General features: G+C 63.0%; 19 protein-coding genes, 1 tRNA gene and 1 pseudogene. 6 read left to right on the top strand and 15 right to left on the bottom strand.

Features of this window, described 5'->3' with window-relative positions; genetic code table 11:
- Position 1: 1 nt before the first annotated feature.
- The 3 genes and pseudogenes from NITMOv2_RS00615 (at position 2) to NITMOv2_RS24835 (ending at position 7,946) form a co-directional block, all read left to right on the top strand.
- Positions 2-1,669, top strand: a complete 1,668-nt coding sequence (locus NITMOv2_RS00615) for a ShlB/FhaC/HecB family hemolysin secretion/activation protein (RefSeq protein ID WP_053378055.1) — start codon at positions 2-4, stop codon at positions 1,667-1,669.
- A pseudogene (locus NITMOv2_RS24840) lies at positions 1,575-2,603 on the top strand (two-partner secretion domain-containing protein); the annotation flags it as partial. The gene NITMOv2_RS00615 and the pseudogene NITMOv2_RS24840, both read left to right, overlap by 95 nt.
- 2,301 nt (positions 2,604-4,904) lie before the next feature.
- The gene (locus NITMOv2_RS24835) at positions 4,905-7,946 is read left to right on the top strand and encodes a beta strand repeat-containing protein (protein WP_420799885.1); all 3,042 of its coding nucleotides are present in this window, start codon (positions 4,905-4,907) and stop codon (positions 7,944-7,946) included.
- Positions 7,947-7,957: 11 nt separating this feature from the next.
- Here the strand turns inward: NITMOv2_RS24835 and NITMOv2_RS00605 are convergent, their stop codons facing one another.
- From NITMOv2_RS00605 to NITMOv2_RS00545, 13 genes are all read right to left on the bottom strand, one after another.
- Positions 7,958-8,461 carry a sirohydrochlorin chelatase gene (locus NITMOv2_RS00605; RefSeq protein WP_053378053.1) on the bottom strand — a complete coding sequence of 168 codons (504 nt, stop codon included), beginning with the start codon at positions 8,459-8,461 and terminating at the stop codon, positions 7,958-7,960.
- Between the two features lie 12 nt (positions 8,462-8,473).
- Positions 8,474-9,454 (bottom strand): YbgA family protein, encoded by a 981-nt coding sequence (locus NITMOv2_RS00600; protein WP_053378052.1) that lies wholly within the window; start codon positions 9,452-9,454, stop codon positions 8,474-8,476.
- Positions 9,451-10,893 carry a cryptochrome/photolyase family protein gene (locus NITMOv2_RS00595; RefSeq protein ID WP_053378051.1) on the bottom strand — a complete coding sequence of 481 codons (1,443 nt, stop codon included), beginning with the start codon at positions 10,891-10,893 and terminating at the stop codon, positions 9,451-9,453. Before NITMOv2_RS00595 ends, NITMOv2_RS00600 begins: the two co-directional genes overlap by 4 nt.
- Positions 10,893-11,315, bottom strand: coding sequence for a hypothetical protein (locus NITMOv2_RS00590; protein ID WP_053378050.1), 423 nt, complete (start codon positions 11,313-11,315; stop codon positions 10,893-10,895). Before NITMOv2_RS00590 ends, NITMOv2_RS00595 begins: the two co-directional genes overlap by 1 nt.
- A gap of 9 nt (positions 11,316-11,324) precedes the next feature.
- Complete coding sequence (locus NITMOv2_RS00585; protein ID WP_053378049.1) at positions 11,325-11,858, bottom strand: hypothetical protein; 534 nt, start codon at positions 11,856-11,858, stop codon at positions 11,325-11,327.
- Positions 11,859-11,870: 12 nt separating this feature from the next.
- Positions 11,871-12,323 carry a PDZ domain-containing protein gene (locus tag NITMOv2_RS00580; RefSeq protein WP_053378048.1) on the bottom strand — a complete coding sequence of 151 codons (453 nt, stop codon included), beginning with the start codon at positions 12,321-12,323 and terminating at the stop codon, positions 11,871-11,873.
- 23 nt (positions 12,324-12,346) lie between these two features.
- The gene (locus NITMOv2_RS00575; protein WP_053378047.1) at positions 12,347-12,814 is read right to left on the bottom strand and encodes a DUF4149 domain-containing protein; all 468 of its coding nucleotides are present in this window, start codon (positions 12,812-12,814) and stop codon (positions 12,347-12,349) included.
- A 1-nt stretch (position 12,815) separates the two neighbouring features.
- A complete protein-coding gene (locus NITMOv2_RS00570; RefSeq protein ID WP_053378046.1) occupies positions 12,816-13,745 on the bottom strand; it encodes a TIGR01777 family oxidoreductase in 930 nt (309 codons plus the stop codon).
- A 64-nt stretch (positions 13,746-13,809) separates the two neighbouring features.
- Positions 13,810-14,115 carry a hypothetical protein gene (locus NITMOv2_RS00565; RefSeq protein WP_053378045.1) on the bottom strand — a complete coding sequence of 102 codons (306 nt, stop codon included), beginning with the start codon at positions 14,113-14,115 and terminating at the stop codon, positions 13,810-13,812.
- Positions 14,116-14,499: 384 nt separating this feature from the next.
- On the bottom strand, positions 14,500-15,348 hold the full coding sequence (locus tag NITMOv2_RS00560; RefSeq protein WP_083447636.1) for a formylglycine-generating enzyme family protein: 849 nt from the start codon (positions 15,346-15,348) through the stop codon (positions 14,500-14,502).
- Positions 15,345-15,713 (bottom strand): hypothetical protein, encoded by a 369-nt coding sequence (locus NITMOv2_RS00555; protein ID WP_053378044.1) that lies wholly within the window; start codon positions 15,711-15,713, stop codon positions 15,345-15,347. Before NITMOv2_RS00555 ends, NITMOv2_RS00560 begins: the two co-directional genes overlap by 4 nt.
- A gap of 78 nt (positions 15,714-15,791) precedes the next feature.
- Positions 15,792-16,826, bottom strand: a complete 1,035-nt coding sequence (locus tag NITMOv2_RS00550) for a formylglycine-generating enzyme family protein (protein WP_238590427.1) — start codon at positions 16,824-16,826, stop codon at positions 15,792-15,794.
- Positions 16,827-16,891: 65 nt separating this feature from the next.
- Positions 16,892-17,857: a formylglycine-generating enzyme family protein gene (locus NITMOv2_RS00545; protein WP_053378042.1), complete on the bottom strand. Its 966-nt coding sequence runs from the start codon at positions 17,855-17,857 to the stop codon at positions 16,892-16,894.
- Positions 17,858-18,335: 478 nt separating this feature from the next.
- On the opposite strand from NITMOv2_RS00545, the gene NITMOv2_RS00540 reads away from it, so the two are divergent.
- Positions 18,336-19,256 (top strand): MerR family transcriptional regulator, encoded by a 921-nt coding sequence (locus NITMOv2_RS00540; protein ID WP_053378041.1) that lies wholly within the window; start codon positions 18,336-18,338, stop codon positions 19,254-19,256.
- A 66-nt stretch (positions 19,257-19,322) separates the two neighbouring features.
- Here NITMOv2_RS00540 and NITMOv2_RS00535 read toward each other — a convergent pair.
- Positions 19,323-19,409 (bottom strand) — tRNA-Leu (locus NITMOv2_RS00535).
- A 258-nt stretch (positions 19,410-19,667) separates the two neighbouring features.
- A complete protein-coding gene (locus NITMOv2_RS00530; RefSeq protein WP_053378040.1) occupies positions 19,668-21,125 on the bottom strand; it encodes an AAA domain-containing protein in 1,458 nt (485 codons plus the stop codon).
- A 149-nt stretch (positions 21,126-21,274) separates the two neighbouring features.
- On the opposite strand from NITMOv2_RS00530, the gene rplI reads away from it, so the two are divergent.
- Both rplI and NITMOv2_RS00520 read left to right on the top strand, forming a co-directional pair.
- Entirely contained in the window at positions 21,275-21,751 is a 477-nt protein-coding gene (gene rplI / locus NITMOv2_RS00525) for a 50S ribosomal protein L9 (RefSeq protein WP_053378039.1), read from the top strand.
- Positions 21,752-21,783: 32 nt separating this feature from the next.
- Positions 21,784-23,025: a serine hydroxymethyltransferase gene (locus NITMOv2_RS00520; protein WP_420799884.1), complete on the top strand. Its 1,242-nt coding sequence runs from the start codon at positions 21,784-21,786 to the stop codon at positions 23,023-23,025.
- The last annotated feature ends 5 nt before the right edge of the window (positions 23,026-23,030 follow it).

Raw genomic sequence — 23,030 nt, 5'->3', positions numbered from 1 at the left:
GATGACCCCTTCGCAGCGGCTGAGCGGCCCCCATTGTCGTATCGGTACCGGCTTCTGTCAACTTGAGCCGGGGCATCAGACGGCGCGCACCGTGCGGACCCGATGGAAACGCCTCGTACTGATCGTGATCCTCCTGGCTCTGTCGTTCGACGCCACGTGGGGCGTCCGGGACGCTCAACCTTCCTCGACCCTTCTCGTCAAAGGCTTTTCATTCTCCGGCAACACGGCCGTCTCGTCCGAAGATCTGGAGGTGGTCACGCAACCCTATGTCGGCCGGAGCTTGGACCTGTCGGGGCTCGAAGCGGCGGCCGAGCAAGTGGCCGCCTACTATCGCCGGAAGGGCTATACCCTCGCCAACGCCTACATTCCGCAGCAAGACATCAAGTTCGGCGTGGTCACCATCGCGATCCTGGAAGGCCGGCTCGGAGACATTTCCGTCACGGGCCACCGCCATTACTCCCTGGACTTCATCCGCGGCAGCTTCGCGGAAGCCATGGAAGAAGGGGTCATTCGGAACGTGGCGTTGGAGCGGGCCCTTCTGTTGCTGAACGACTATCCGGATTTGAAGGTGTCGGCTGTTCTGGAGCCCGGCCGCTCCACCGGGAGCACCAACATCGTGGCCCAGGTCGAAGACCGCCGGCCGATCCACGCCACGCTGGACTACAACAACTTCGGTTTCAACAACATCTCGCGCAATCGGTTCGGCGCCGGCGTCGAAGTGGGCAACGCGCTGTTCGACGGAGCGGTCTTCAATTTCAACGGGATCATAGGAGATCATCCGGACCGCCTGCAATTTCTGATCGGCGGCTATGCGCTTCCGCTGGGCGTGCACGGGACCAAGCTGGTGCTGGGCGGCTCCGCCGGCCGGTTCGACGTGGGAGCCGAGCTCGCGGCGCTCCAGATCCGGGGCCGGATCAAGACCTATGACATCTCGGTCACCCATCCCTTCATCAAAACCCGGTTTCAGTCGTTGCTCGTCGACATCGGATTCTCCTCCAAAGACAATCGCCTCTTCGTGCTGGGGGACCTGGTGGGCAACGATCAGGTGCGGATGGCGAAGGTGGGCGTCAACTACGATCGGTTGGATTTGTCCGGCCGGAGCTATGTGTCGTTTTACGGCTTTCAGGGACTCGGGGAAGTGCTGGGCGCGATGGACAACCATGCGGCCCTGACCACCAGGCAAGGCGCCGATAATCGGTTTACCAAGGGCGCAGTGGCCGCAGGGCGCATTCAGAGCTTGGGCCACGATGTCTTACTGATCGTCAAGGGAACCGGGCAGATCACGACCGGGCCGCTGGTGGTGATCGAGCAGATGTTGCTCGGAGGACCGGATTCGGTTCGGGGGTACCAGCTGGGAGAACGGTTCGTGGACGAAGGCTACACGGCCACGGCGGAAACCCGGATTCCCCTGCTGCCGTCCCTCCTGCCTGCCACGCAGGGAGCCATTTTTATCGACCATGCGGCTGGACGTCTTCGGAATCCGCAGCCGGGTGAACAGGCCTCCAGCAGCTTGACGGGGGCCGGCGTAGGGATTCAAACCGAGTTGCCATACTATCTCTTACACCTGCGATGCGATGTCGGGTTCCCCTTGGGGCCGAAGCCCAACGGAGGGACCGTGGCGGGTGACCGATCACCCATCTTTTATCTGCAAGCCACGGCGCGGTTCTAGGGTGCGAAATGCCCCTTTCGAGGCAGACCTTTGGTGGAATGCGCGCCGACCCTTGGTCTGCGACACTTGGATCCACATGATTGCGATACCTATCCGCCGCCGTCGATTCACACTAAGAAACGGGTATCTGTCCCGCGTTCTGTGCGGCTGGCTGGCTGCGCTTCAAATTCTACTGCCCACCGTGGCCGCCGCGCTCCCGACGGACGGGCAGGTGGCGGCCGGCCAGGCGACTCTGCAGACCACGCCCAAAACCCTCACGGTGCAACAGGCTACCGACAAAGCCGTCCTCAATTGGAGGAGCTTTTCCATCGCCGCCGATGAAGCGGTGCGGTTCGTACAGCCGTCCGCCACATCGATCGCGTTGAACCGCGTGCAGGGCGTCGATCCGTCCATCATCCTGGGCCGCCTGGAGGCCAACGGACGCCTGGTCCTTCTCAATCCGAACGGCATCCTGTTCGGAGCGGGATCGCAGATCAACGTCGGAGGCCTTCTCGCCACCACCTTCCAGATCCGCGACGAAGAGTTCATGGCCGGACACTTGCTGTTTGCCCACGATCCTCTCAAAGAGCTGAAGACGGTCGTCAATCGCGGCGCCATTCATGTTTCAGAGCACGGATTCGTCGTTCTGGCCGCTCCGGCTGTGTCGAACGAAGGAGTCATCATCGCCAACCTCGGCACGGCGCTGCTCGCTTCCGGCCGGCAGCTGACCGTTGATCTGATGGGCGATGGCCTCATCCACTACGCCGTCGGGGACAAGGTCCTCGAGCAAATGACGGGACCGGACGGTCAACGGGTCACGTCCGCCGTGAACAATTCGGGCACGATCCAAGCCGACGGCGGCCAAGTGATCCTCCGAGCCACAGCCTCCGGCGACATCTTTTCGTCCGTCGTGAACCAGAACGGCGTGATTCGGGCGCGCAGCCTCCTCAATCAGGGCGGCATGGTTCGATTGGACGGCGGAGACAGCGGGCTGGTTCACGTCACCGGGACGATTGACGCAGCCGGTACCGCCGGCCGCGTCGCCGTGCTCGGCGAGTCCATCGTCATGGCAGGCGGCGCCCAGATCGACGTCTCAGGCGAGGCCGGCGGCGGGACAGCCATCATCGGCGGAAATTACCGCGGAGCAGGACCCGAACAGAACGCGATCTCGACGGTCGTCGCACCCGATGTCACCATCACCGCCGATGCAGTGACAGAGGGCGACGGCGGCACGGTCGTCATCTGGTCCGACGGCCATACCGGTTTCGGCGGCAGCATTTCAGCGAAGGGCGGCCAGTCCGGCGGTAACGGCGGATTCGTCGAGGTGTCGGGCAAGAGTACGCTGAGCTTTGAGGGCACGGTGGACACGTCGGCGCCGGCCGGACACACCGGAACGCTGCTGTTGGACCCGACCGATATCACGATCTCGACCGCCGCAAACTCCAGTATCACCGCGGGGCCGACCTTCACCGGAACAGCGGCCACCTCCAATTTGAACGTCACCACGCTCCAAACCACTCTCGGCACGAACAATGTCATCGTGGACACCACGAGTCCCTTCGCGAGCGCCGGCAACATCACGGTGTCCAACCCCGTCACCTGGGCCAGTGCAAATTCATTGGAGCTGCGCGCGCATAACGACATCACGGTCAACGCCGGCATCTCAGCCACCGGCTTGGGCGTTCTGCGCTTGTTCGCCAATCAGGACGGCACCGGCGGCGGGAACGTGGCTCTGAATGCGGCCGTCTCCACGCGTCTCGGCGGCATTGAGTTGTCCGGTGTCGGCATTTCAAGCCTGGCGGCCGGCACGATCACAACGACCGGTGCCGCAAATCAAAACGCAGGCAACGTCACGATCACCGGGACAGGCGCCGTGAGCCTGGCCGGAGCCGTGACGGCGAACGGCGGAGCGGCGGGGGCCGGGACTCCCGGCAGAGCCGGCGGCACTGTCTCGATCACCGGAGCGACCGGCGTCACGACCGGCACCGTCACCGCCAACGGCAGCAACGGCAACGGAGCCAATCAAGCCGGAGGCAGCGCAGGGACGATTACGATCACGAATACGACGTCTGGGAATCTTACAACTGGAGCGCTCTCGGCTCGGACTGGGAATGCCAACGGGACCGGAGCAGGCGGGGCAGCGGGCAGCATCACGGTGACGCAAAACAACTCGGCTGCGGGTGCCTTCCTACGGACCGGAGCGATCAACACAACGGGAGCATTCAATGGAAATGGAGGAACTGTAGACTTGTCGTCCCAGAGCGGCCTGCAATTCTCGGGCGGAGCCACAATACAAGCGAGCGGCGGCACGGCCCGTCCGAATACATCGGGCCGATCTGGAGGCACAATCACGCTCTCCGGCCGTACGGTCACCACGACCGGCGCCATTACGGCGAACGGCAGCAGCGGTAACGGCGCCAACCAAGCCGGAGGAAACGCCGGGACCATCTCCATCGCTTCCAATGGCGCGCTCACGACTTCCTCCGGCGCCATCACCGCCAGCGGCGGCAACGCCGGAGGAGGGAATGCAGCCGGGGGAACCGCGGGTACGATCACCATCGCGAACAACTCCTCCACGACGGGTAATGTCATTACCGGCGCGCTGACCGCCCGTACGGGGAATGCCGCCGGCACCGGCGGAGCAGGTGCGGCGGGCAGTATCACCGTCACTCAAAGTAATGCGACGGCCGGCGCCACGCTCCAAACAGCCGCCATCAACACCAGCGGCGGGACCAAAGGGCCAGGAGGAGCGGTGCAGCTGAACTCCGCTAGCAACGTGAACGTCATAAGCACCATCACGAGCTCGGGAGGCGCAGCCGCAGCGGGCGGCACGCACGCCGGCGCCGCAGCCGGGAATGTGACCATTACCGGCGTCAACCGCACGGTGGCCGGCGTCATCACCGCCAACGGCGGCGCTGGCGTCGGCACGAACCAAAGCGGGGGCAACGCCGGCGCGGTATCGATCACCGGCGCGGGGAGCTCGGCGACGGGCGCGATCACCGTTAGAACCGGCGCGGCGACCGGTGCCGGAGCCGGTGGTGTGGTTGGTTCCATCACTCTTTCCGGAACCACGGTGAGTTCCGGCGCGCTGAACAGCTCGGGGCAGGCCAATGGCCACGGCGGCAACGTCTCCGTTAGCGCGACGACTGGGGCGGCGGCGCTCGCCACCATCACGACCTCGGGTGGAGCCGCAAACGCCGGAACAACCGGGCGCAACGCCGGCACGGTCGCCGTCACCAGCGCCGGGAATGCATCAATGACAACCATCACGGCCAACGGCGGCAACGGCAACGGCGCCGGCCAAGCCGGCGGCACCGGAGCGAATGTCAGTGTCACTTCCAGCGGCGGCAATGTGACGGTCGGGGCCATCTCGGCGATCGGAGGAAACGGGCTCGCAGGCAACGCCAACGGAGGCAATGGAGGAGCCGTCTCCCTCGATGCGGGCGGGGCCGCGCCGACCGTCACTCACGCGAACATTACGACAACCGGCGGCAACCGTTCCGGGACCGGCACAGCCGGATCAGGCGGGACCGTCACCGTGGCGGATGCCGCGCTGCTGTCCGCCAACACGACCGTCACCGCATCCGGAGGCAGCGCCGGTCTCGGGACGGGAGGCAACGTCATCTTTGGCAGCACGGTGAACGGGAATGCCGCCGGCCGCACGCTCACAGTCAATACGAATGGCCAGACGACATTCTCCGGGGCGGTCGGCGGCACGATGCCGCTCGCCTCCCTGACCTCGAACGCGACAGGAACCATCCGGGTCGGCGGCAACGTGACGACCACCGGCACCCAGACCTACAACGACCCGCTAACCCTGCTCGGCGATTCGGTCATGACCGGCACCACACCGACTTTCGGGTCCACCGTAAATGGAAACGGCTTTAATTTGACGTTGAACTTCAGCGGCACGACGACGATCAACGGCGCGAACTTCACCAACATCAACAACTTCGCCGGCGGCAACGGGGGGACGACCACCCTCACCGGCGGCTTCATGACGCTCGGTTCGCAGACCTACAGTGATGCCGTCACCCTGACCGGCACCACCACTCTCACAAGCTCCGGTGGCCAGGCCATCACCTTCACCAGCACCCTCAACGGCGCGCAGGCGCTGACGCTGAACACGGCCGGCACCACGACGTTCGGAGGCTCTGTCGGGGGCACGACTCCGTTAGCCGGCTTGACCGCGAATGCCGGCGGGACTACCGCCATCACCGGCGGTTCGGTCAGGACATCCGGAAACCAGACGTACAATGACAACGTGACGATGAACCAAGCCACGACGCTCACCTCGACCGGCGGAGCGGTCACGTTCGGCGGCAACGTCACGAATACGTCGCCCGGTGCCGGGATCACGGTGGATGCGCCGACGATCAATCTGACCGGCGGGACCACAATCGCTACGACGGCCGACGGGCCCGTCAATTTCTTTACCGATACGTTCAATCCCAACGGCGCCGGCGTCAACATTGGGACCGGCACCTTGTCTCTGGCCCCCAACGTGCTCACGAGAACCATCGAGTTCGGCGACGTGAACACCGGCCGCGTCACCGACGTGTACTATGGATCGACCTTCGGCAGCGTAACGGCGGGCAGCGTGACGATCGGACGGCCGGCCCACACGGGCAACATCTTTGTGACCGGCGTGGCGGCGGCGCCTAGCGCGACCAATATCGTCAATGGCGGCGCCGGCTCCATCACGTTCGAGACTACCCCCTACGTCAGCGGCAACAATCCAGTTGGTGCGCTGAGCGGATCGGGAGGGATCAGCCTGGGCAGCAACCTGACGGTCGGAACCGGCACGCTACGGCTGACGACGACAGGCGCCATCACGCAGACCGCCGGCACTGTCACGGCCGAGACAGCCGGCTTGTCGGCCGCCACGGGTATCAGTCTCCCGCAGCCGGCGAATAACGTCACGACCCTAGCCGCACAGACTGCGGCTGGGAACCTCGCCTTCACGGAGGTGAACGGCTTCACGATCGGCTCGGTCGCCGCAACGGCGGATGGCTTCCATCCTGCCATCACCGGCCTGACGGCCGGCGCCGGCACCATCACGCTGCAAAGCGGAGGCCCAGTCACGCAGACGCAACGGCTCCTGGCCTCGACCTTGAGTCTCCAAGGCAGCGGACCCTATACGCTGACCCACGCCTCGAACGACGTCACCACCCTTGTTGCCAATACGACAGGCAATGTCCAATACACAGATGCCAACGCGCTACTGCTCGGCACCTCGACGGTCACGGGCAATTTCGACGTCGCCACCAGCGGATCGATCATGCAAACCGGCGCGGTGGGCGTGACCGGTGCGACCACGCTGGCGGCCGGCGCCGCCAACGACATCACACTGACGAACGGGGGCAACGACTTCGGCACAATCGGCGTCACGAGCGGCAACAACGTCGCGCTGACCGATGCGAACGCGCTGACTCTGAATGCTTCCGCCGTCACGGGGACATTCACGGCGAACGCCGCCGACCTCACAGTCGGTGGGACGGTGGCCTCGACCGGCGGCAATCTGACTCTCGCGGCGACCAATTCGGTCACGCAGCTCGCCGGCCTGACGGTGAACGGCGCCAATACGATAACCGTCACGGCAAGCGGCGGCCCGATCACGATGGCGGCCGGCGCCACCAGCAGCAGCGGAACCGGTTCGATTACCTATACGGCGGGCACCGACGTGACGCTCGGCTCATTGACGACCGGAGGAAGCGTGAACGTCCTGGCGAACGGCGGATCGGTGCTCAGCGCGACAGGCTCAGGAACGAACGTAACGGCCGGCAGCAATTCGACGCTGCAAGCCTTCAACGGTGTGGTCGGTACGCAGGCCGCACCAGTAACAGTCGATGTCAACCTCGGTACCTTGAGCATCCGGGCCACGAGCGCGATCGCCGGGATCTCGGCCTTCCTCACCGGCACAGTCCTCCCGACCAACACCTTAACGGTGTTGAGCGTTCCGCCGGGAGCGATCTGTTTCAACGGGTGTCCGGTGGTGTCGAATGGAGCCGCACGATTCTTCAGCCAAGCGACAGGAGTCTTTGCCTATCTGAATCGCGACGCCATCGTGCCGGCCTATTACCTCGACCCCTCCGGCGCAGCGCAGATTTCGCAGATCACGGCCGAGTATGTCCCGCCGACCGTGCTCGCGGAAACATCCGTCAGCGTAGACGGCTCGACGCAGAGCGTGGCCCGTGAGATCCCGCCCTGCTATCCGGCCAGCGCCTGCAAACCCGGCGCGACCATCCTGACTGCGCCGGCCGATGAGCAGGATCCGGAGTCGCCAGCTGCGAAGTAACCGGACGCACGTTAGAGGTATCGTTTCAGCTGCTGTAACAAGGTCGTCGCAATCTGCTCCAAATCGAACGGCCAGGCATAGCGGAGTGTGATGCCCGGATGCTGGGTCTTGAGCCGTTCGAGAATCTCCGGAATTTCAATTTCCGAGTGTGACCCGCCCGGCGTGAACATCGTCGTGACCACGGTGATGTGCGCCGCGCCCTGCGCGACAAGATCCTCCACCGCCTCTTCCAGCGACGGCGCACAGAACTCGTTGTAGGCGACGGCGAACAACGCGGCGCCCAGATGCGGTCGCAACGCGGTTGCCACCGCTTCCAGTCCCAACCGGTACGGATCCGTGGTGTCCGTTCTCGGCCAGCGGCGGATCTTGGTGTCGAGCTCAATCTCTTCCGCCGACGGAAGAAGCTTGGCCGCTCTCCGCTGCGCTTCCATGCGCTTGAGTCGCGTGACGAGTTCCTGCGGGCAGTCTCTGGGAATGCCGCCGTGGCCGACCAAGACAACGCCCTGTTTCCCCATCGTGTCCTCCCCTCAGACGTGATTACGCAGTTTGAGTTCTTTCGGATGCGGGTTCAGATAGACCTGATCGCGCAGGTAAGTGATCCCGTGCCGGACCGCGTGATGTTTCACGAGCGTGAGCGGCACGACCAAAGGCACCAGCCCCTGGCGGTAGTCCTCCACCACATCGTCGAGCTCGCCGCGTTCCGTCTTCGTCAATCGCTCCTTCATATGCCCGATCAGATGCTGGAGGACATTGACGTGCTTCCGTCTGGTCGCCGTCACTGCGAGGGCCTCCATGAAGAGGACGCCATAGCGCTCCAGCAAGTCCTTCGGGCGATAGCGATCCGCCTGCGCCACCAGCCGCCCCAATTGCTGGTACTGCTCTCGGCTGTGCGCCAGCAGGAGATATTTGTGTGTCGTATGGAACCGAACGATGTCGTTCCGGGTAACCGGCCCGCGCGCCAATTCGCGCCAGCGGTGATAGCAGAACACCCGTTCGATGAAATTGTCCCGGAGCACCGGATCGCAGAGGCGCCCTTCTTCTTCCACGGGGACCGAGGGGAAGCGCTCCAGAAAGGCCTGCGCGAACAGGCCGACGCCGTTGCGGCTCGGCATGCCGTGCCGGTTGAAGATCCGCACCCGCGCGATCCCGCAACTGGGCGAGTCCTTCTTAAAGATGAAACCCGACAATTCGGCGGCCTCGAGCAAGCCAAGCTTCCTCGCCGCGAATTGGACGAGCGGCTTGGTCATGTCCCTGTCCGTCTTGATCGTAACCAGTCTCGGCCGCGACGCCTCGCCGACCAGCCGCATGGCTTCACGGGGCGTGCCGAGGCCGGCTTCGACCTCCGGACAGATCGGCACCCATTCGACATGCCGGCCCAACACATCAGTGACGAAGCGGTCGCGCTTGTGCCCGCCGTCGTAGCGGACTTCCTCGCCCAAGAGACAGCGGCTCACGCCGATCCGGATCGGAAGCGGGGCCCGGGCTGGAGGAGGGGTCTTCGGTCTCATCGCTGCGCCGCCTTTCCGAGTGCCAGATATTCCAGACGGGCCTGCCGATGATCGACGATCGGCGCCGGATAATCCAGACCGATGCGTGAGCCCAACCGCCGCTGCTCGCCGTCCGTCATCAGGTGCGGTTCGTGGATTGCCGGCGCCGGCACCTTCGCGAGCGCCGGCACGTAGCGCCGGATGTAGTCGCCCTGCGGATCGAATGTTTTGCTCTGCAGCACGGGGTTGAAGATCCGATAGCCGCGCATCGCATCCGTGCCGGTTGAGGCGCACCACTGCCAGTTGCCGTTGTTGGCCGCGACATCGGCATCCAGCAACTGCTTCATGAAGTACCGTTCGCCGCTTTGCCAGTCGATCCGGAGATCTTTGATGAGGAACGACGCGACGATCATGCGGACGCGATTGTGCATCCATCCGGTGAGTTTCAACTGCCGCATGCCGGCGTCCACGATGGGATAGCCGGTCCGGCCGTCGCACCAGGCCTGAAACAGCCGGTCGCGTTCCAGACCCGGTTGGCGCGGCGGCGGGACGGCAAGGCTCCTGAACGGACCGTCGACGACGCGCGGAAACGCCGACAACACTTGCTGAAAAAACTCGCGCCAGACCAATTCATCGATCCAGGTCAGGACATCCGGGCGTGAGACGCGGCCGCCTTGCGCCAGAGCGGCCAACGCGGCATGAACCGCGGTGCGAGGCGACAACGTGCCGAAGCGGAAATGCGGCGACAGTTTCGAGCTGCCGTCAATGGCGGGACGATTCCGGCCATCGACGTAGGTATGGATCGGGCCCGCCACGAACCTGCTCAGCCTCTTGCGGGCCTGCCGCTCCCCGGCCTCGATCCAGGGCGTGAGCGGCTCATATCCCAACTCGTGGGCCGTGGGAATTGGACGGGGAGGGGAGAGCGGCACGGCCTTGTCCCCCGAACATCCGGAAGGAACCGGCAGCACCGGCGGCTTGGTCGCCTGCCACTTCGCCCACCAGCGCGCGCGATAGGCGCTGTACCGTTGAAGCGGCTCTCCGGTGGCGCTCCGGACTTCCTCCGCCTCGAACACGACATGGTCCTTGAAGGTCCGCACAAGCACCCCCATCTGAGCCAGCCGTTGTTGGACGAGCCGGTCCCGTTCAAGCGCGCGCGGTTCGTAATCCCGATTCCAATAGACCACATCGATCTTCCACTCACGCGCGGCGCTCACTACTTCTTCGACCGGCTCGCCGCGACGCCATTGGAGCGGGAGCCCACGAGCGGCCAACGACTCCGCCAGATCCTCCAGGCAGCCGAGCATGAAATTCACGCAGGCGGACCCGAAGACCTGGGACTGTAGCAGGGGCTCGTCGAAGACGAAGAGCGGGATCACCTGCCGACATTCCTTGCAGGCCGCCGTCAGAGCCGGCTGGTCGGAGAGCCTGAGATCCCGCCTGAACCAGACAATCCCGTGCATCAGGGCGATCCCTCCGAAACGGACGGCCCGGTGGTCGGCAGCACCGGCTGATCCGTGAAGAGCTGCCGGCGCCAATACAGATAGATGATGAACAGTGCGGTGGTCGCCATGAATCCGGAGCGGACCGGGTGGAACCCGAAGGTGAACTGGTTCAGCGCCTCACTCACGAGGCCGAACCCCGCATAGGCCAGGCTGAGGCCCCAGGCCCATGGGCACAGCCAGAGAAACCCGTAGCCGATCAGCAGATGCACGGCAGGGGAGTGGAGTTTCACCAGAAACGCCAGCGGGCCGGTCACGATGGTCCCGAAGAGTTTCAAGGCGTATGAGGGGAACAGGACGATGACGACCAGATCGACCGCACCGACGATCAGGAACAACCCGCCCATCAACTTGATATCGACGCCGATCGGCCTCGTGTCCATCTTTGCCTCCTACCGCATCCAGACATTCGGAATCCCTTGCCACCAGGTCTTCGGATTGGCGGCCCGCCATCGCGCCTGCTCCTGCCAAAGCCGGTCCGATTCGGCTTTGTCCAGCCTGGCAGCCATCGCGGCGCTGACATCGGACTGTTGCCGCACGCTCGACTGAATCATCTCCTTGGCCATGCGGGCCAGACCGCCGGGAGGATCCACCAGGTCTTCCGTGTCGCGATAGGCCAGATTGAGGTAAAGGTGCTCGACCGCCATCCACTGTTCTTCTTGCGACAGGTGTTCCAGATAGGCATCGATCGCCTGATAGACATAGGTCAGATGGATATAGGTGGACGCCGACGGGGCCTCGTCGATCTGTCGCTGACAGACGTCGAGCGCCCGCCGATAATCGCCGGCCGCCAGAAACAGATTCGCCTTGCCCAGAGCGGAACGCATCGTCGCGGAAACGGTCGCTCCTGCTTCGCCGAAGGCCGCACCTCTCTCGCCCAGGACGACCAACAGCGCGAACAAGCCGATGAGCAGAACGCGAGACATCACGACGCCCTCCTATCTGGCCGGACCGCCGTGAGCTCCCGACGGAGCCTTCGGGAGCTTGTCGCCCGCCACCCGCGTGACGGCAAGCTCACGGACCCCGCCGTCACCTTTGACTCCCACCTTCACGACCGTGCCCGCATCTCCCCGGATCATTCTGACGACCTGTTCGTACGTCTTTCCCGAAACCGCCGCTCCGTCCACGGTCACGATCTCATCGCCATGTCTGAGTCCAGCTTGCTGAGCCGGTCCCTCCGGATGGACCATTCCGACATAGAGCACAGCCGGATCACCGATACGCTCGGCTCCGACCTGCAGCGACACGCCGATCACGCCACCGGGCAACTGGGCCTCATCCCCATGGGCAGAGGGAGCCTGGCTCATCGGCTGGTCGGCAGCCCGCACGGCACCGGTGAATAGAAGACCCGTGACCATGCCTGCAACGAACAGCACGCTCTTGATTCTCATGGACGTTCCTCCTTCGTGAACTGTTATCGATTTGCCAATCCGAGTAAACCGAGCCCCACACACAGCACCAGCGCGTTCAGATAGACCGACCGTTGATGCAATCGATTCCATGCCCGTTGGAGGACGGGATCGACCGCCCCTCGTGACTCCTGCTCCTTCAAGCGATCCCTCATGGCATTGCTCTGAGGGGTGAGCGGAGAGCGGCAATAGGTCTCGGCGGCCATCACCACGAGCCACAATCCGGCAGCCAGATGATGCAGCGCGTCTGTCTCCTCTGTGATTCCCCGCATGATCACGGACGCAAGACCGGTACAAGCTGCCCCGATACCCAGCGCATAGTATGCGGGAAACAGGTGGCGGACCACCTTGCCGAACGCCTCCTGGTCAAGATTCTTCGCAAGGACGGGAGCCACGACGAACGACAGGAGCACGACCTTGCCGATGAGGACAGCCGCTGCCAGCACAGACAGGTATTCCATCACTAACCGCATGTCAGTGGCTCCTTTGGCCCGTCGCAACGAGCGCCCGCAAGGCCGGCTCCAGTGTGGGGTAGTGAAAGACATAGCCGCCTGACAGCGCCTTCGCCGGATTGACCCGTTGTCCGGTTGTCATCAGTGTCCCCAGCTCACCCAGCATGATCTTCAGCGCCAGGCCCGGCACGGGCAGCCAGGACGGCCGACGGAGCACTCGTCCCAGCGTTTCGCAGAACTGGGTCATCGTGACTGCCCCCGGCGCAACGGCGTTGACCGGGCCAGAGACACCAGGGTTGGCGAGCGCCCAATGGATCAAGTCGATATGATCCCGGCGGTGAATCCAAGAAACCCATTGCGTTCCCGGCAGGACCGGGCCGCCCGCGAAGAGTTTGAACGGCCGCAGCATTTTCGGGAGGGCGCCACCCTCCAGCCCGAGCACCATTCCGGTCCGTAAGAGAATGACCCGTGTCCCGAACTCAGTCGCCCGGCGCGCCTCTCCTTCCCAGGCGAGGCAGAGGTCGGCCAGAAACCCCCGACCGCGTGGCGCACTCTCATCCAGCACTCGATCGTCACTCGCGCCGTAATAGCCGATCCCGGAGGCACTGATCAGGGTCCCGGGCTTCGACGACCGGTGGGACATGGCCTCGACCAAGAGACGGGTCGCCAGCACGCGACTGTTCCTCAGCAGCTCCTTCCGGGCATCGGTCCAGCGGGCCTCGGCGATCGGCGCGCCGGCAAGGTTGATGACGGCATCGGCCCCCTCGAGACTATATTCCCAGGGTCCCGCGTCCCGGCCGTTCCACTCGACTGCCGCCACAAGGGGCCCCAGCAAGTGCGACGCCGATCCGGCATTTCTCGTGAGGACGGTGACCTGGTGCCCATCCTGTACCAACAAGGGACACAAGGCCTGACCGATGAACCCCGTTCCACCGGTGAGCACAATGCGCATGGTCGTTCTCCTTACACCACGACCGCCACTGGGACTTGCTTCACGTCAGTCATTCTGCCCCACTTCACTGCCGGTGCCGGTTCCCCCCGGCCGAACCGTTTGAATCACCTTCATCGACACGCTGCGCGTACTTGCGTTGTTTCGCCCCGTACAGGAGATTCGGCGCCGGCTTGACACGGTTCCGAAGGATAACGGGATCGATCACTTCTCCACAGCTCGTGCAACGCAACGCGGTCATGCCGATCTGACCCGTATCGTCCTGCAGATCCATGTAGTGTTCCACGACCATCAGCCCCCCGCAGCGCGCGCAGAGGTCGCCGGCGTGCGAAACGGAAATTGAAAAATGGTCCGGTCTCCCATTCGACTCCATGGGAACCCTCGACAACCGGAACGCCAGGTCACCGGAGGCGTCCTATTTGACACGGAGCGCGCTCTATCCATTCGACCGTCGCACAACGACGACCTTTCTCGACCGCTGCCGTTGCGCCAAACCGCTCAGAGTCCCGACCACCACTGCCAAGATCAGTAGCGTTGTCATCTCGACCTCCATCTCGCCGCCGACGAGACCACAGCGACATTCATGTCCTTCGCTCCTCGTGCCCACCGAGGGGACGGGTCCCTCCAGCGGGAAAGACCCGTCTGCCTCAGCGGGAGGCGCCGTGCGGAGTCGCGGCGCCTCCCGGTCAGAGAAAGAAGACCGGCCTCCAGATTCCTGCAAGGATCGTTCAGCGCTATCACGCCCCACTTGTTATCTCTATTTCTGTTGGGCCTCCCCTTCGAGACTGCGGGCACAGCGAAAGCCGGTGCCATGCGTCTGCAGCGCAAAGCCTCCACGACCGCGCGCCGATGCCGTGATGTCGGCCAACGGGCTGTGCCAGGAGCCGCCGCGAATCGACCGGACCACTCCCTTCTTGTCCGGTCCTTGAGGATTCCTGGCCGGAGCATATTTGTAGTAGTCCGGGTCGTACCAATCGGCGACCCATTCCCGGGCGTTCCCGGCCATATCTTTCACCCCGTAGGGCGAGTCTCCATCAGGGAGAGACCCGACCGGGTACAACGTCTTTTCATCCACCCACTCCCGGTCGAAATTCGCGCGCTTCGCCGTCGCCGGTTCATTACCCCAAGGAAACCGACGGCCATCGGTCCCGCGAGCGGCCTTCTCCCACTCCGCCTCTGTCGGGAGCCGTTTCTTCGCCCAACCGCAGTAGGCCTTGGCGTCGTACCAGGTTGTCTGCACGACGGGCAGTTGTTCGATTCCCTTGATGGACGTCAATGGACCTGAACCATAGGGATTCGGCGGATTCCTGTGGCCCGTCGCCGCCACGAAGGCCATGTACCGTTCATTCGTCACCTCGACGTGATCGATCGCGAAAGCATCGAGATACACGGACCGCTGCGGCCACTCATCGGCACGGCCTTTCCCTTCCGGATTCCCCATCAGAAATTCTCCGGCGGGAATCGCCACCATGGGAACCGGGTCCGGCTCTTTCGAAGCCGCCGGCGGCTCCGCCGTGACTGGCCATGACGCTCCCGCGCAGGCGGTGACGACGATCGCCGCGATGAGGCCCCAGCGCGTTGTTGTCCTCCTCAGACGTGGTGTCATTTCTTCTGCTCCTTGCTCCCCTCGATGGCTTGGGACGTATGGATTTTTATTTCACCGACCAGACGATCCACCTGGCGCTTGTCCCCCCGCTCGGCCGCCTCCTGGGCCTGAGTCACGAGGGTTCTCGCCTCATGCAGATGCTGCTCAATGTCCGCCTGCAGGGCAGGAGAGGCTACGGTTCCCCCCAAGGCCGCCCGGTGATACACCTCCCACGCGTGGTCCACCGCATGCTCGGCCTCATGGACCGCCTTGGCTTGCTCCGGGTGCGGATGGCGGGCCGGATCAATGGGCCCGGCCTGAACCGACACCGTTCCCACGAGCGCGCTGCATAGAATTCCCAGAACGAGAGTTGTGCTGTGCTTCATCTGTATGCCTCCGATACGATCACACCGGTGACGGGGACGATGTAAGGTCGCCTCACGACTGCTTCAACGACTGCTCGATCAACGGGCGCAGCTCGAGGAGCTCCACGTTCTTGGGATCGATGGCCAGTCCACGATCCACGGCCTGCCGGGCCTCTGAAAACCGCTCTCGCCCCATCTCCACCAGGGCGGAGACATAGGCATCCCTGATCCGCGCTGATCAACCTCGGGCGGAGCGGCTTTCGCGCAGCGGAATCCCAGCCCCACGCCATAGCTGTTATTGAGCGGGTGATTCCAGAACCGGTGCGTCGCCCGGACCGTTCCTTCGGGCGCAATCCAGGACCCGCCGCGAATGACCCGTTTTTCCCCCACAGTTAACCGGTCGACATAGGTCCCCGTGCCTTCCATCCATATCGGTTTGGCCGGACCGCTTGGATTCACCATGGTTTCAAGCCGGCCGTAGTAGCGGGGGTCGTACCAATCCGAAACCCACTCGAAGACATTACCGGCCATGTTGTAGGCCCCGTAGTAGCTGACTCCATTTGGATAGGAATCGACGGAGGCTGTCGCATCGTGATTCTTGCCGTAGTTCGCCTTCCCCGAGTCAAACTCGTTTCCCCAGGGATAGAGATTGCCATGAGGACCGCGGGCGGCTTTCTCCCATTCCGCCTCGGTCGGCAGGCGCTTTCCCCGGTACTCACAGTAGGCCTGGGCATCGTACCAGTTCACCCCGACCACCGGCTGTTCCGGCCGGTTCAAGCGAGGATCATCCCAATAGGCGGGAGCGGGGTGCCCTTGGGCTTTCACAAACTCGCCGTACTCCTTATTGGAGACCTCGTACTTGTCGATGAGGTAGGAATCTAACATCACCATGTGCGCTGGTCCTTCATCGTTCAGAGCCTCGGCGGACCAAGGCGTATTCATCCGACGGGCATAGGGAGTGAGCCTCTTGCCTGAGTCCGCGGGCAGCTCCTTGTCGAGCCCCATCACCGACGGCCCCTGTGCGACGTACACCATATCGTTGGGGATCAACGATTCTTCGGCATGGCTCGTTCCGGTCGCCAAAGCCAGGACCGCGGAGACGGCAGCCCATGTCATGGTTCTTCCAGGTTCCATCACAATCCTCCATCTAGAACACTTGCCCTCGAGCAGGCTCTTTTCAGCGCCCACCGGCGGCGCCGCTATTTCTTCTTCATGCTCTTCTTGATCAGATCCCGGGTCGCGAGATATTCCTTGTTGCCGGGATCCGCCGCCAGCGCCTTTTCGATCGAGGCCATCGCATCGGCATGCTTCTCAGCACCCATCGCGACGAGGGCCGCAATGAAAGCATCGCGCCCGGCTTGCGCGGCTTCATCCGAAATCGCCGCCACGGACTTCGCGCAACGGAACCCGAGTCCGACCCCATAGGAGTTATTGTCCGGCTGATTCCAGAACCGGTGGCTCGTATGGAGGGAGGTTTCCGGCGCCAACCACGACCCGCCGCGCAGCACCTTGACCGGGCCCTGATTGGCAAAGTTGTAGCCCTTCTCGGCCCCTTTGGGATTCAGCGCAATGCTCCCTTTGTAGTATTTCGGGTCATACCAATCTTCGACCCATTCAAAGACGTTCCCCGCCATGTTGTAGACCCCGAAGCCGCTGGCGCCCTCCGGATACGCATCGACGGGCATCGTGCGTCCGACGTTCTGTCCGTAGTTGGCTTTCTTAGGATCGAGCTTGTGGCCCCAGGGATAGTGATTGTCGCCGTCCGGTCCCTTGGCTGCCCGTTCCCATTCCGCTTCAGTGGGAAGCCGCTTGCCTTCCCATTTGCAGAAGGCGTTGGCGTCGGTCCAGCTCACTCCGACGACGGGCTGGTTGGACTTGCTGAGTCGAGGATCGTCCCAATAGGCGGGCGCGGGGTGACCGGTCGCACTCATGAACTCCTTGTACCGGGCATTTGAGGCTTCATACCTATCGATCGAATAGGCCTCGAGCACGACTTGATGCTTCGGTTCGTCTGAATGCTCGTTACTCCCCATGGTGAACTCCCCCTTGGGGATCAGGACCATATCCTTGTCGCTGCCCGGCTGGTCCGCCGCTGCCGCCATAGATTGAGAGCCGGCCATTAAGGCGACTCCGAGTCCGATCTGAAGGATGGTGTGACTCCGCATGGAAACCTCCTTGGAAGCACCAGGACATTCTGGTGGGTTGATGGCTGCGCTACGCCGATACACTTCCGACTGACTGCGAGACTCTCGTTCCTCTCAGCCCCACCGCGTGGTGTTGAGTTCGCCGGTTTTGAAGAATCAGCGGGTCGACAACCTCCCCGCACTGCACACACCGCCGAGCCGCACAATCCAACTCACCGGTGCTGTTCAGCAGATCCATGCAGAACTCGCGAACCATGAGTCCCCCGCAACGAACGCAGCTCATCTGATTAGCGGTCGGGAACCAGTCTCTCGTTCCGTCCCGTTCTTCCCTCGCTGTTCTCGCGTCCGACGCCGTTGCCATGATCTTCCTCCTATTGTGATGTTTACTGTTTGTTCAATGTATGTCCAATGTATAAAGTATAGTTGTCCAATCTGTCAATGGTTAATGTAAAAATATTTGACAAAGATTGGACGCGGTGGATAGTATGCTCATAAATAAATGAATACACATAGAATTCACAGAGTTTCCAAGCTGACCGGCTTGTCGAAAGATGTCGTCCGGGTGTGGGAGCGCCGCTATGGGCTTGTCAAACCTTTGCGCAGCGCCAACCGCTATCGGGAATACACGGATGAAGACGTGGCGCTGCTTCGCTTTCTGAAGGAAGAGCTGGATCGCGGGCAATCGATCGGAGCGCTGGCGGTGGAGGGGCGCGAGGCGGTGCTACAGCGCATGCGGGCGACCGCTCCTCCCGCACCGCAGCAGCTCACCCCACACGGTCACCTGCTCGACGAACTCGTCGCGCTGCTCGATCCGCTCGACAAGAGCCGGTTCGAGCAAAAACTCAACGGCGCAGTGGCCGTCATTCCGTTCGAAGAGGCCGTGCAGCGCATCCTGCTTCCGTTGCAGCGACGCGTCGGTGAGCTCTGGCATCAAGGCCGGGTGAACGTGGCGGTCGAGCACTACGTGACCAAACTCGTGCAGCAGAAGTTGTTCTCGGTGATGAATCAGCTTCCCGTGAACGAGCTGGGGCCGCGCGTGCTGATCGCCTGCCCCGAGGACGAATCGCATGAAATCGGCGCGCAGGCCGTGGCCTACATTGCCGTCACGCGGGGCTGCCACGTGTACTATCTTGGGCCGAATCTCCCCGCATCCGACCTGTCGGCGTTTTGCGAACGGATCAAGCCGGATCTCGTGCTGCTCTCGCTGACCGAAATCAAATCCGACGCGGCAACCCGGCGGCTCCTGCAGGACTTGTCACCGTTGGCAGCACAGTGGCCCGTCGCCATGGGAGGCGCCGGCGCCCGCGCGATCGAACACTTGCTAAGAGAAAACCGGATAGAACTGCTCGACGATCTGGCCGCGCTTCACAGCCGCCTGATAGATCTCGTCTCGAAACGGCTGCTGGCGCAGCGTAGCTAGACCCACGTCTCTTCAACGTACAGGAGTGAGGAGGTTAGGAGGGCGGCTACGGGAGTTGAATTGGTGTGGTGCCGAAGCCGGGATTTGAACCCGGACACCCTTGCGGGCGCTAGACCCTGAATCTAGTGCGTCTGCCAGTTCCGCCACTTCGGCATGAGGGGATGTTGAAAAAGCCCGCCAGCTTCGTTCTCGCGAGCCTCAAAGACTCGACGTACCGGCCAAGAGTACGCCTCGCCTTCTCGTTCGCTGCGGCCTTGCTGAACGGCCTTTTTGAACATCCCCGATGCAATCTTCGCAGGCGCCCTGCGGCCTCATTCAAGGCCATTTTAAGCGTGCCGCGAAAGAAGAACAAACCGAGGAGTTGCGATTATCCTGAATTCCCGGCCGCTGCGTCAAGCAAGATGACGAGAATCAAGACGCGGCCGGGGCTTCAAGCTCGTTGAGGGCCCACCGGCGTGACGTGCTGAGCTCTCTTGGATCACCGCTGACGATGATCCGCTCCCGGACCAGCCCTGCGGCCGCCAGCAGGGCCGGGGCGGGAATCTGCGGCGCTTCGTCGGCGATCAGGACATCGAACCGGACGCGGCTGAACAGTGGATCGCTCGCGACCCGTAACGGCGTGGCAACGACCAGCCGGCGGTTTTGAATAAAGGCTTGGCGGTTGGTGTCTTCTTCCGCAGCGAGCAACTCGCGGATCTTCTTCGTTCCGCCCAGCTTGGCGATTTCTTCCTTCAGCTCGTCGAATTCCGGCCGCATATCCCGGGGGACGGCCGCTTCCGGAATCAATTCTTCGATCCGCGCTTTGGCGATCTCGAGCTCCTTCGTCAGCTCGCCGATCTGCTTCTCATAGAGCTGTTGATATTGATGCAGCGACTCCACGTTCTTTCCGACGGCCTGCATGCTGAGGCGGCGCAACAGCGGGAGGTTTTCGTAGTCCGCCAACGTGGTCTTGACGCTGGCCATCTTGGTTTGGAACTCGCTGAGCTGCGTGAGCAGTCGCCATTCGAGCAGGCGCACTTCGTCGAGATCTTTTTGCTTCTGACCCTTGTAGGCCAGAAACGGGGTGAGCTCCCGAAACCGTTCGTACTTCTTCCGCAACGACGCTTTCTCGGCCCGGGCCTTGGCATAGAACTGATGCATTTGCGCTTCGAAGCCCAGCTCCTGCAGCGGCACGCCGGCGCTGTGCGGCGTGATGGCCATTTCGTAACGGCTGATCCACATCTTGTAGCTGAGCCCGCCGGCTTTCATCGTCCGCGCGATGGCTCCGGTCACCTCATCGGCTTGGAGATGGTCGGGACTGAGCAGGAGGATCCGCTTGTTGGCCCGGATCAGTTCCATCGCGAGGGAGGCCAGCTTGTGCCGGCGGAGTGATGGATCCTCCAACCAGACCGTGGTCAGCACCGATGACGACGAGGCGCTGCCCGGCAGTCCTCCCGGTTGGGCCGACTGCAGCAGGGGAACGAGCCGTTCGGCGGGACCCAAATTGTAGGCGTCCGCCTTTGTTGTCATCTGGTGCAGCCGCTGGGCGGACGTTTCCAGCAGCCCGCTCAAATCGGGAATAAGGGTCACGGAGGCGAGCGAGGCCCCGAGTGCATCCACGACTTGCACCCACGCGTTGGCGCCCGTTTGCCGAAGAACGATCCCCTCCGTCGGCTCGGTCCCGTCGGACGGCAAGATGGAAACGGGAAGATCTGTTGTCAGTGCAACACCGGCCGGCAGGACAAACTCATACAGATGAAGGCCGCCGATTGTGTAGACGTGGCGGGCCTCTGACGCCACAATAGGCCGATCTTGGCCTTCGTCGCCGGCTCGCCGGCGATCAGCGTCGAGCCGGTCCCTCCACAGTTCAATCAGATCTTTTGCCGCCATGCTGGTCTTGCGCCGAACCGGCCTATGATAAAGGCCGTCTCCGACCGCTGTCTACCGCGCGACGGGCGCGCTGTCGCCGCGATTACGAATTGACTTTTGACAGTCGCCCCAGTATTCTCTTTTCCTTTCCAACAGAAGGAGTTAGCGGTATGAAAGTCATTCTCCAGGAGACGCTCGAAGGCGTCGGTCACCTCGGCGATCTCATCAATGTCGCCGACGGATTTGCCCGCAACTACCTGTTGCCTCGCCGCAAGGCGGTGGAGGCCAACAGCCGCAGCATCAAGGCGTTTGAACATGCCAAACGGGTGGCCGCTGAAAAAGCGAAGAAGGAAAAGCTTGAAATCGAGGCCCACGCGAAAAAAGTTTCAGCGGTCACGCTGACGATCGAAGCGCAAGTCGGGAAGGACGACAAGATGTTCGGCTCCGTGACGGCCAAGGATATCGCCGAGGGCTTGGCCGCGCAGGGCTTTACCGTGGATCGCCGCAAGATCCAACTGGCCCAGCCGATCAAGGAACTGGGGACCGTGACGGTGCCCATCAAGATGCCGCGAGACGTGACGGCCACCGTGACGGTTCGCGTGGTGAAGAAGCAGGAAGCGGACACGGCCGCCCCGGCCTCAGCCTAAACGGAGACTCCATGCGGGATGCCATCGGATCATTGGATGCGCTGAAAACCACCGATCCCGACGTCTATGCGGCGATCGAGGCGGAAGAGACGCGGCAGCGCGAAAAGCTCCTGTTGATCGCCTCGGAGAACTTCGCCAGCCCGGCGGTCTTGGCGGCCCAGGGGTCGTTGATGACCAACAAGTACGCGGAAGGCTATCCCGGCAAACGGTACTACGGCGGCTGCCAGCACGTCGATACGGTGGAATCGCTGGCAATCGAGCGGTGCAAGCAGATCTTCGGCGCAGAGCATGTGAACGTGCAGCCGCACTCCGGTTCGCAGGCGAACATGGCGGCCTATCTGTCCGTGCTGAAAGCCGGCGATACGATCCTCGGCATGGATTTGGCTCAAGGCGGGCACTTGACGCACGGGAGCAAGGTGAACTTCAGCGGCATCCTGTTTCGCGCCTTTTCCTACGGCGTGGACCGGCAGACGGAAACCATCGATTACGACGCGGTTCAGAAACTCGCCGAGGAATGCCGGCCCCGCATGATCGTGGTGGGCGCCAGCGCCTACGCCCGCACGCTCGACTTCCCGCGCTTTCAAGCCATCGCGAAATCCGTCGGGGCCTACTTGATGGTCGACATCGCTCACATCGCCGGGTTGATCGCCGCAGGCCTGCATCCGAACCCCGTCCCCTATGCCGACTTCGTCACCACGACGACGCATAAAACGCTGCGTGGGCCGCGCGGCGGCGTGACCATGTGCAAGGCGGAACATGCCAAGGCGGTGGATAAGTTCGTCTTCCCCGGGATGCAGGGCGGGCCTCTCATGCACGTCATCGCCGCCAAGGCGGTGGCCTTCAAGGAGGCCCTGTCGCCGCCGTTCAAGCGGTACCAGCAGCAAGTCGTCGCCAACGCGAAGGCGTTGGCCCACGGGCTGATGGAGCGCGGGTACACAATCGTGTCGGGCGGCACCGACACCCACCTCATGCTCGTGAACCTCACCAACAAGGGGCTCACGGGGAAGGAAGCGGACGCGGCCTTGGACGCGGCCGGCATCATTGTGAACAAAAACGCGGTGCCCTACGACGAGAAACCGCCCGCCGTCGCCAGCGGCATCCGGCTGGGGACGCCGATCGTTTCCACGCGCGGGATGCGCGAGCCGGAAATGAAACAGATCGTCGAGCTGATCGATCGGGTGTTGCAGCACCGGCAGGAGCCGGCGGTGCTGGAAGAGGTCCGCGCGCAAGCCAAAGCCTTGTGCGACCGCTTTCCCATCTTCCACTCCTACTAGCCCAC

Source organism: Nitrospira moscoviensis (assembly GCF_001273775.1).
Taxonomy (GTDB): domain Bacteria; phylum Nitrospirota; class Nitrospiria; order Nitrospirales; family Nitrospiraceae; genus Nitrospira_D; species Nitrospira_D moscoviensis.
The sequence above is the reverse complement of the archived record's forward strand: the minus strand, read 5'-3'. Positions and strand labels throughout refer to the sequence as shown.

Bases quoted from the DNA above. Each gene is read 5' to 3' on its own strand.
- NITMOv2_RS00555 (WP_053378044.1), bottom strand. From the start codon at position 15,713: ATGAAGCACAGCACAACTCTCGTTCTGGGAATTCTATGCAGCGCGCTC.
- NITMOv2_RS00585 (WP_053378049.1), bottom strand. From the start codon at position 11,858: ATGTCTCGCGTTCTGCTCATCGGCTTGTTCGCGCTGTTGGTCGTCCTG.
- NITMOv2_RS00560 (WP_083447636.1), bottom strand. From the start codon at position 15,348: ATGACACCACGTCTGAGGAGGACAACAACGCGCTGGGGCCTCATCGCG.
- NITMOv2_RS00590 (WP_053378050.1), bottom strand. From the start codon at position 11,315: ATGGACACGAGGCCGATCGGCGTCGATATCAAGTTGATGGGCGGGTTG.
- NITMOv2_RS00545 (WP_053378042.1), bottom strand. From the start codon at position 17,857: ATGCGGAGTCACACCATCCTTCAGATCGGACTCGGAGTCGCCTTAATG.
- rplI (WP_053378039.1), top strand. From the start codon at position 21,275: ATGAAAGTCATTCTCCAGGAGACGCTCGAAGGCGTCGGTCACCTCGGC.
- NITMOv2_RS00595 (WP_053378051.1), bottom strand. From the start codon at position 10,893: ATGCACGGGATTGTCTGGTTCAGGCGGGATCTCAGGCTCTCCGACCAG.
- NITMOv2_RS00600 (WP_053378052.1), bottom strand. From the start codon at position 9,454: ATGAGACCGAAGACCCCTCCTCCAGCCCGGGCCCCGCTTCCGATCCGG.
- NITMOv2_RS00540 (WP_053378041.1), top strand. From the start codon at position 18,336: ATGAATACACATAGAATTCACAGAGTTTCCAAGCTGACCGGCTTGTCG.
- NITMOv2_RS00570 (WP_053378046.1), bottom strand. From the start codon at position 13,745: ATGCGCATTGTGCTCACCGGTGGAACGGGGTTCATCGGTCAGGCCTTG.
- NITMOv2_RS00530 (WP_053378040.1), bottom strand. From the start codon at position 21,125: ATGGCGGCAAAAGATCTGATTGAACTGTGGAGGGACCGGCTCGACGCT.
- NITMOv2_RS00605 (WP_053378053.1), bottom strand. From the start codon at position 8,461: ATGGGGAAACAGGGCGTTGTCTTGGTCGGCCACGGCGGCATTCCCAGA.
- NITMOv2_RS00615 (WP_053378055.1), top strand. From the start codon at position 2: ATGACCCCTTCGCAGCGGCTGAGCGGCCCCCATTGTCGTATCGGTACC.
- NITMOv2_RS00575 (WP_053378047.1), bottom strand. From the start codon at position 12,814: ATGCGGTTAGTGATGGAATACCTGTCTGTGCTGGCAGCGGCTGTCCTC.
- NITMOv2_RS24835 (WP_420799885.1), top strand. From the start codon at position 4,905: ATGACAACCATCACGGCCAACGGCGGCAACGGCAACGGCGCCGGCCAA.
- NITMOv2_RS00565 (WP_053378045.1), bottom strand. From the start codon at position 14,115: ATGGAGTCGAATGGGAGACCGGACCATTTTTCAATTTCCGTTTCGCAC.
- NITMOv2_RS00550 (WP_238590427.1), bottom strand. From the start codon at position 16,826: ATGGAACCTGGAAGAACCATGACATGGGCTGCCGTCTCCGCGGTCCTG.
- NITMOv2_RS00580 (WP_053378048.1), bottom strand. From the start codon at position 12,323: ATGAGAATCAAGAGCGTGCTGTTCGTTGCAGGCATGGTCACGGGTCTT.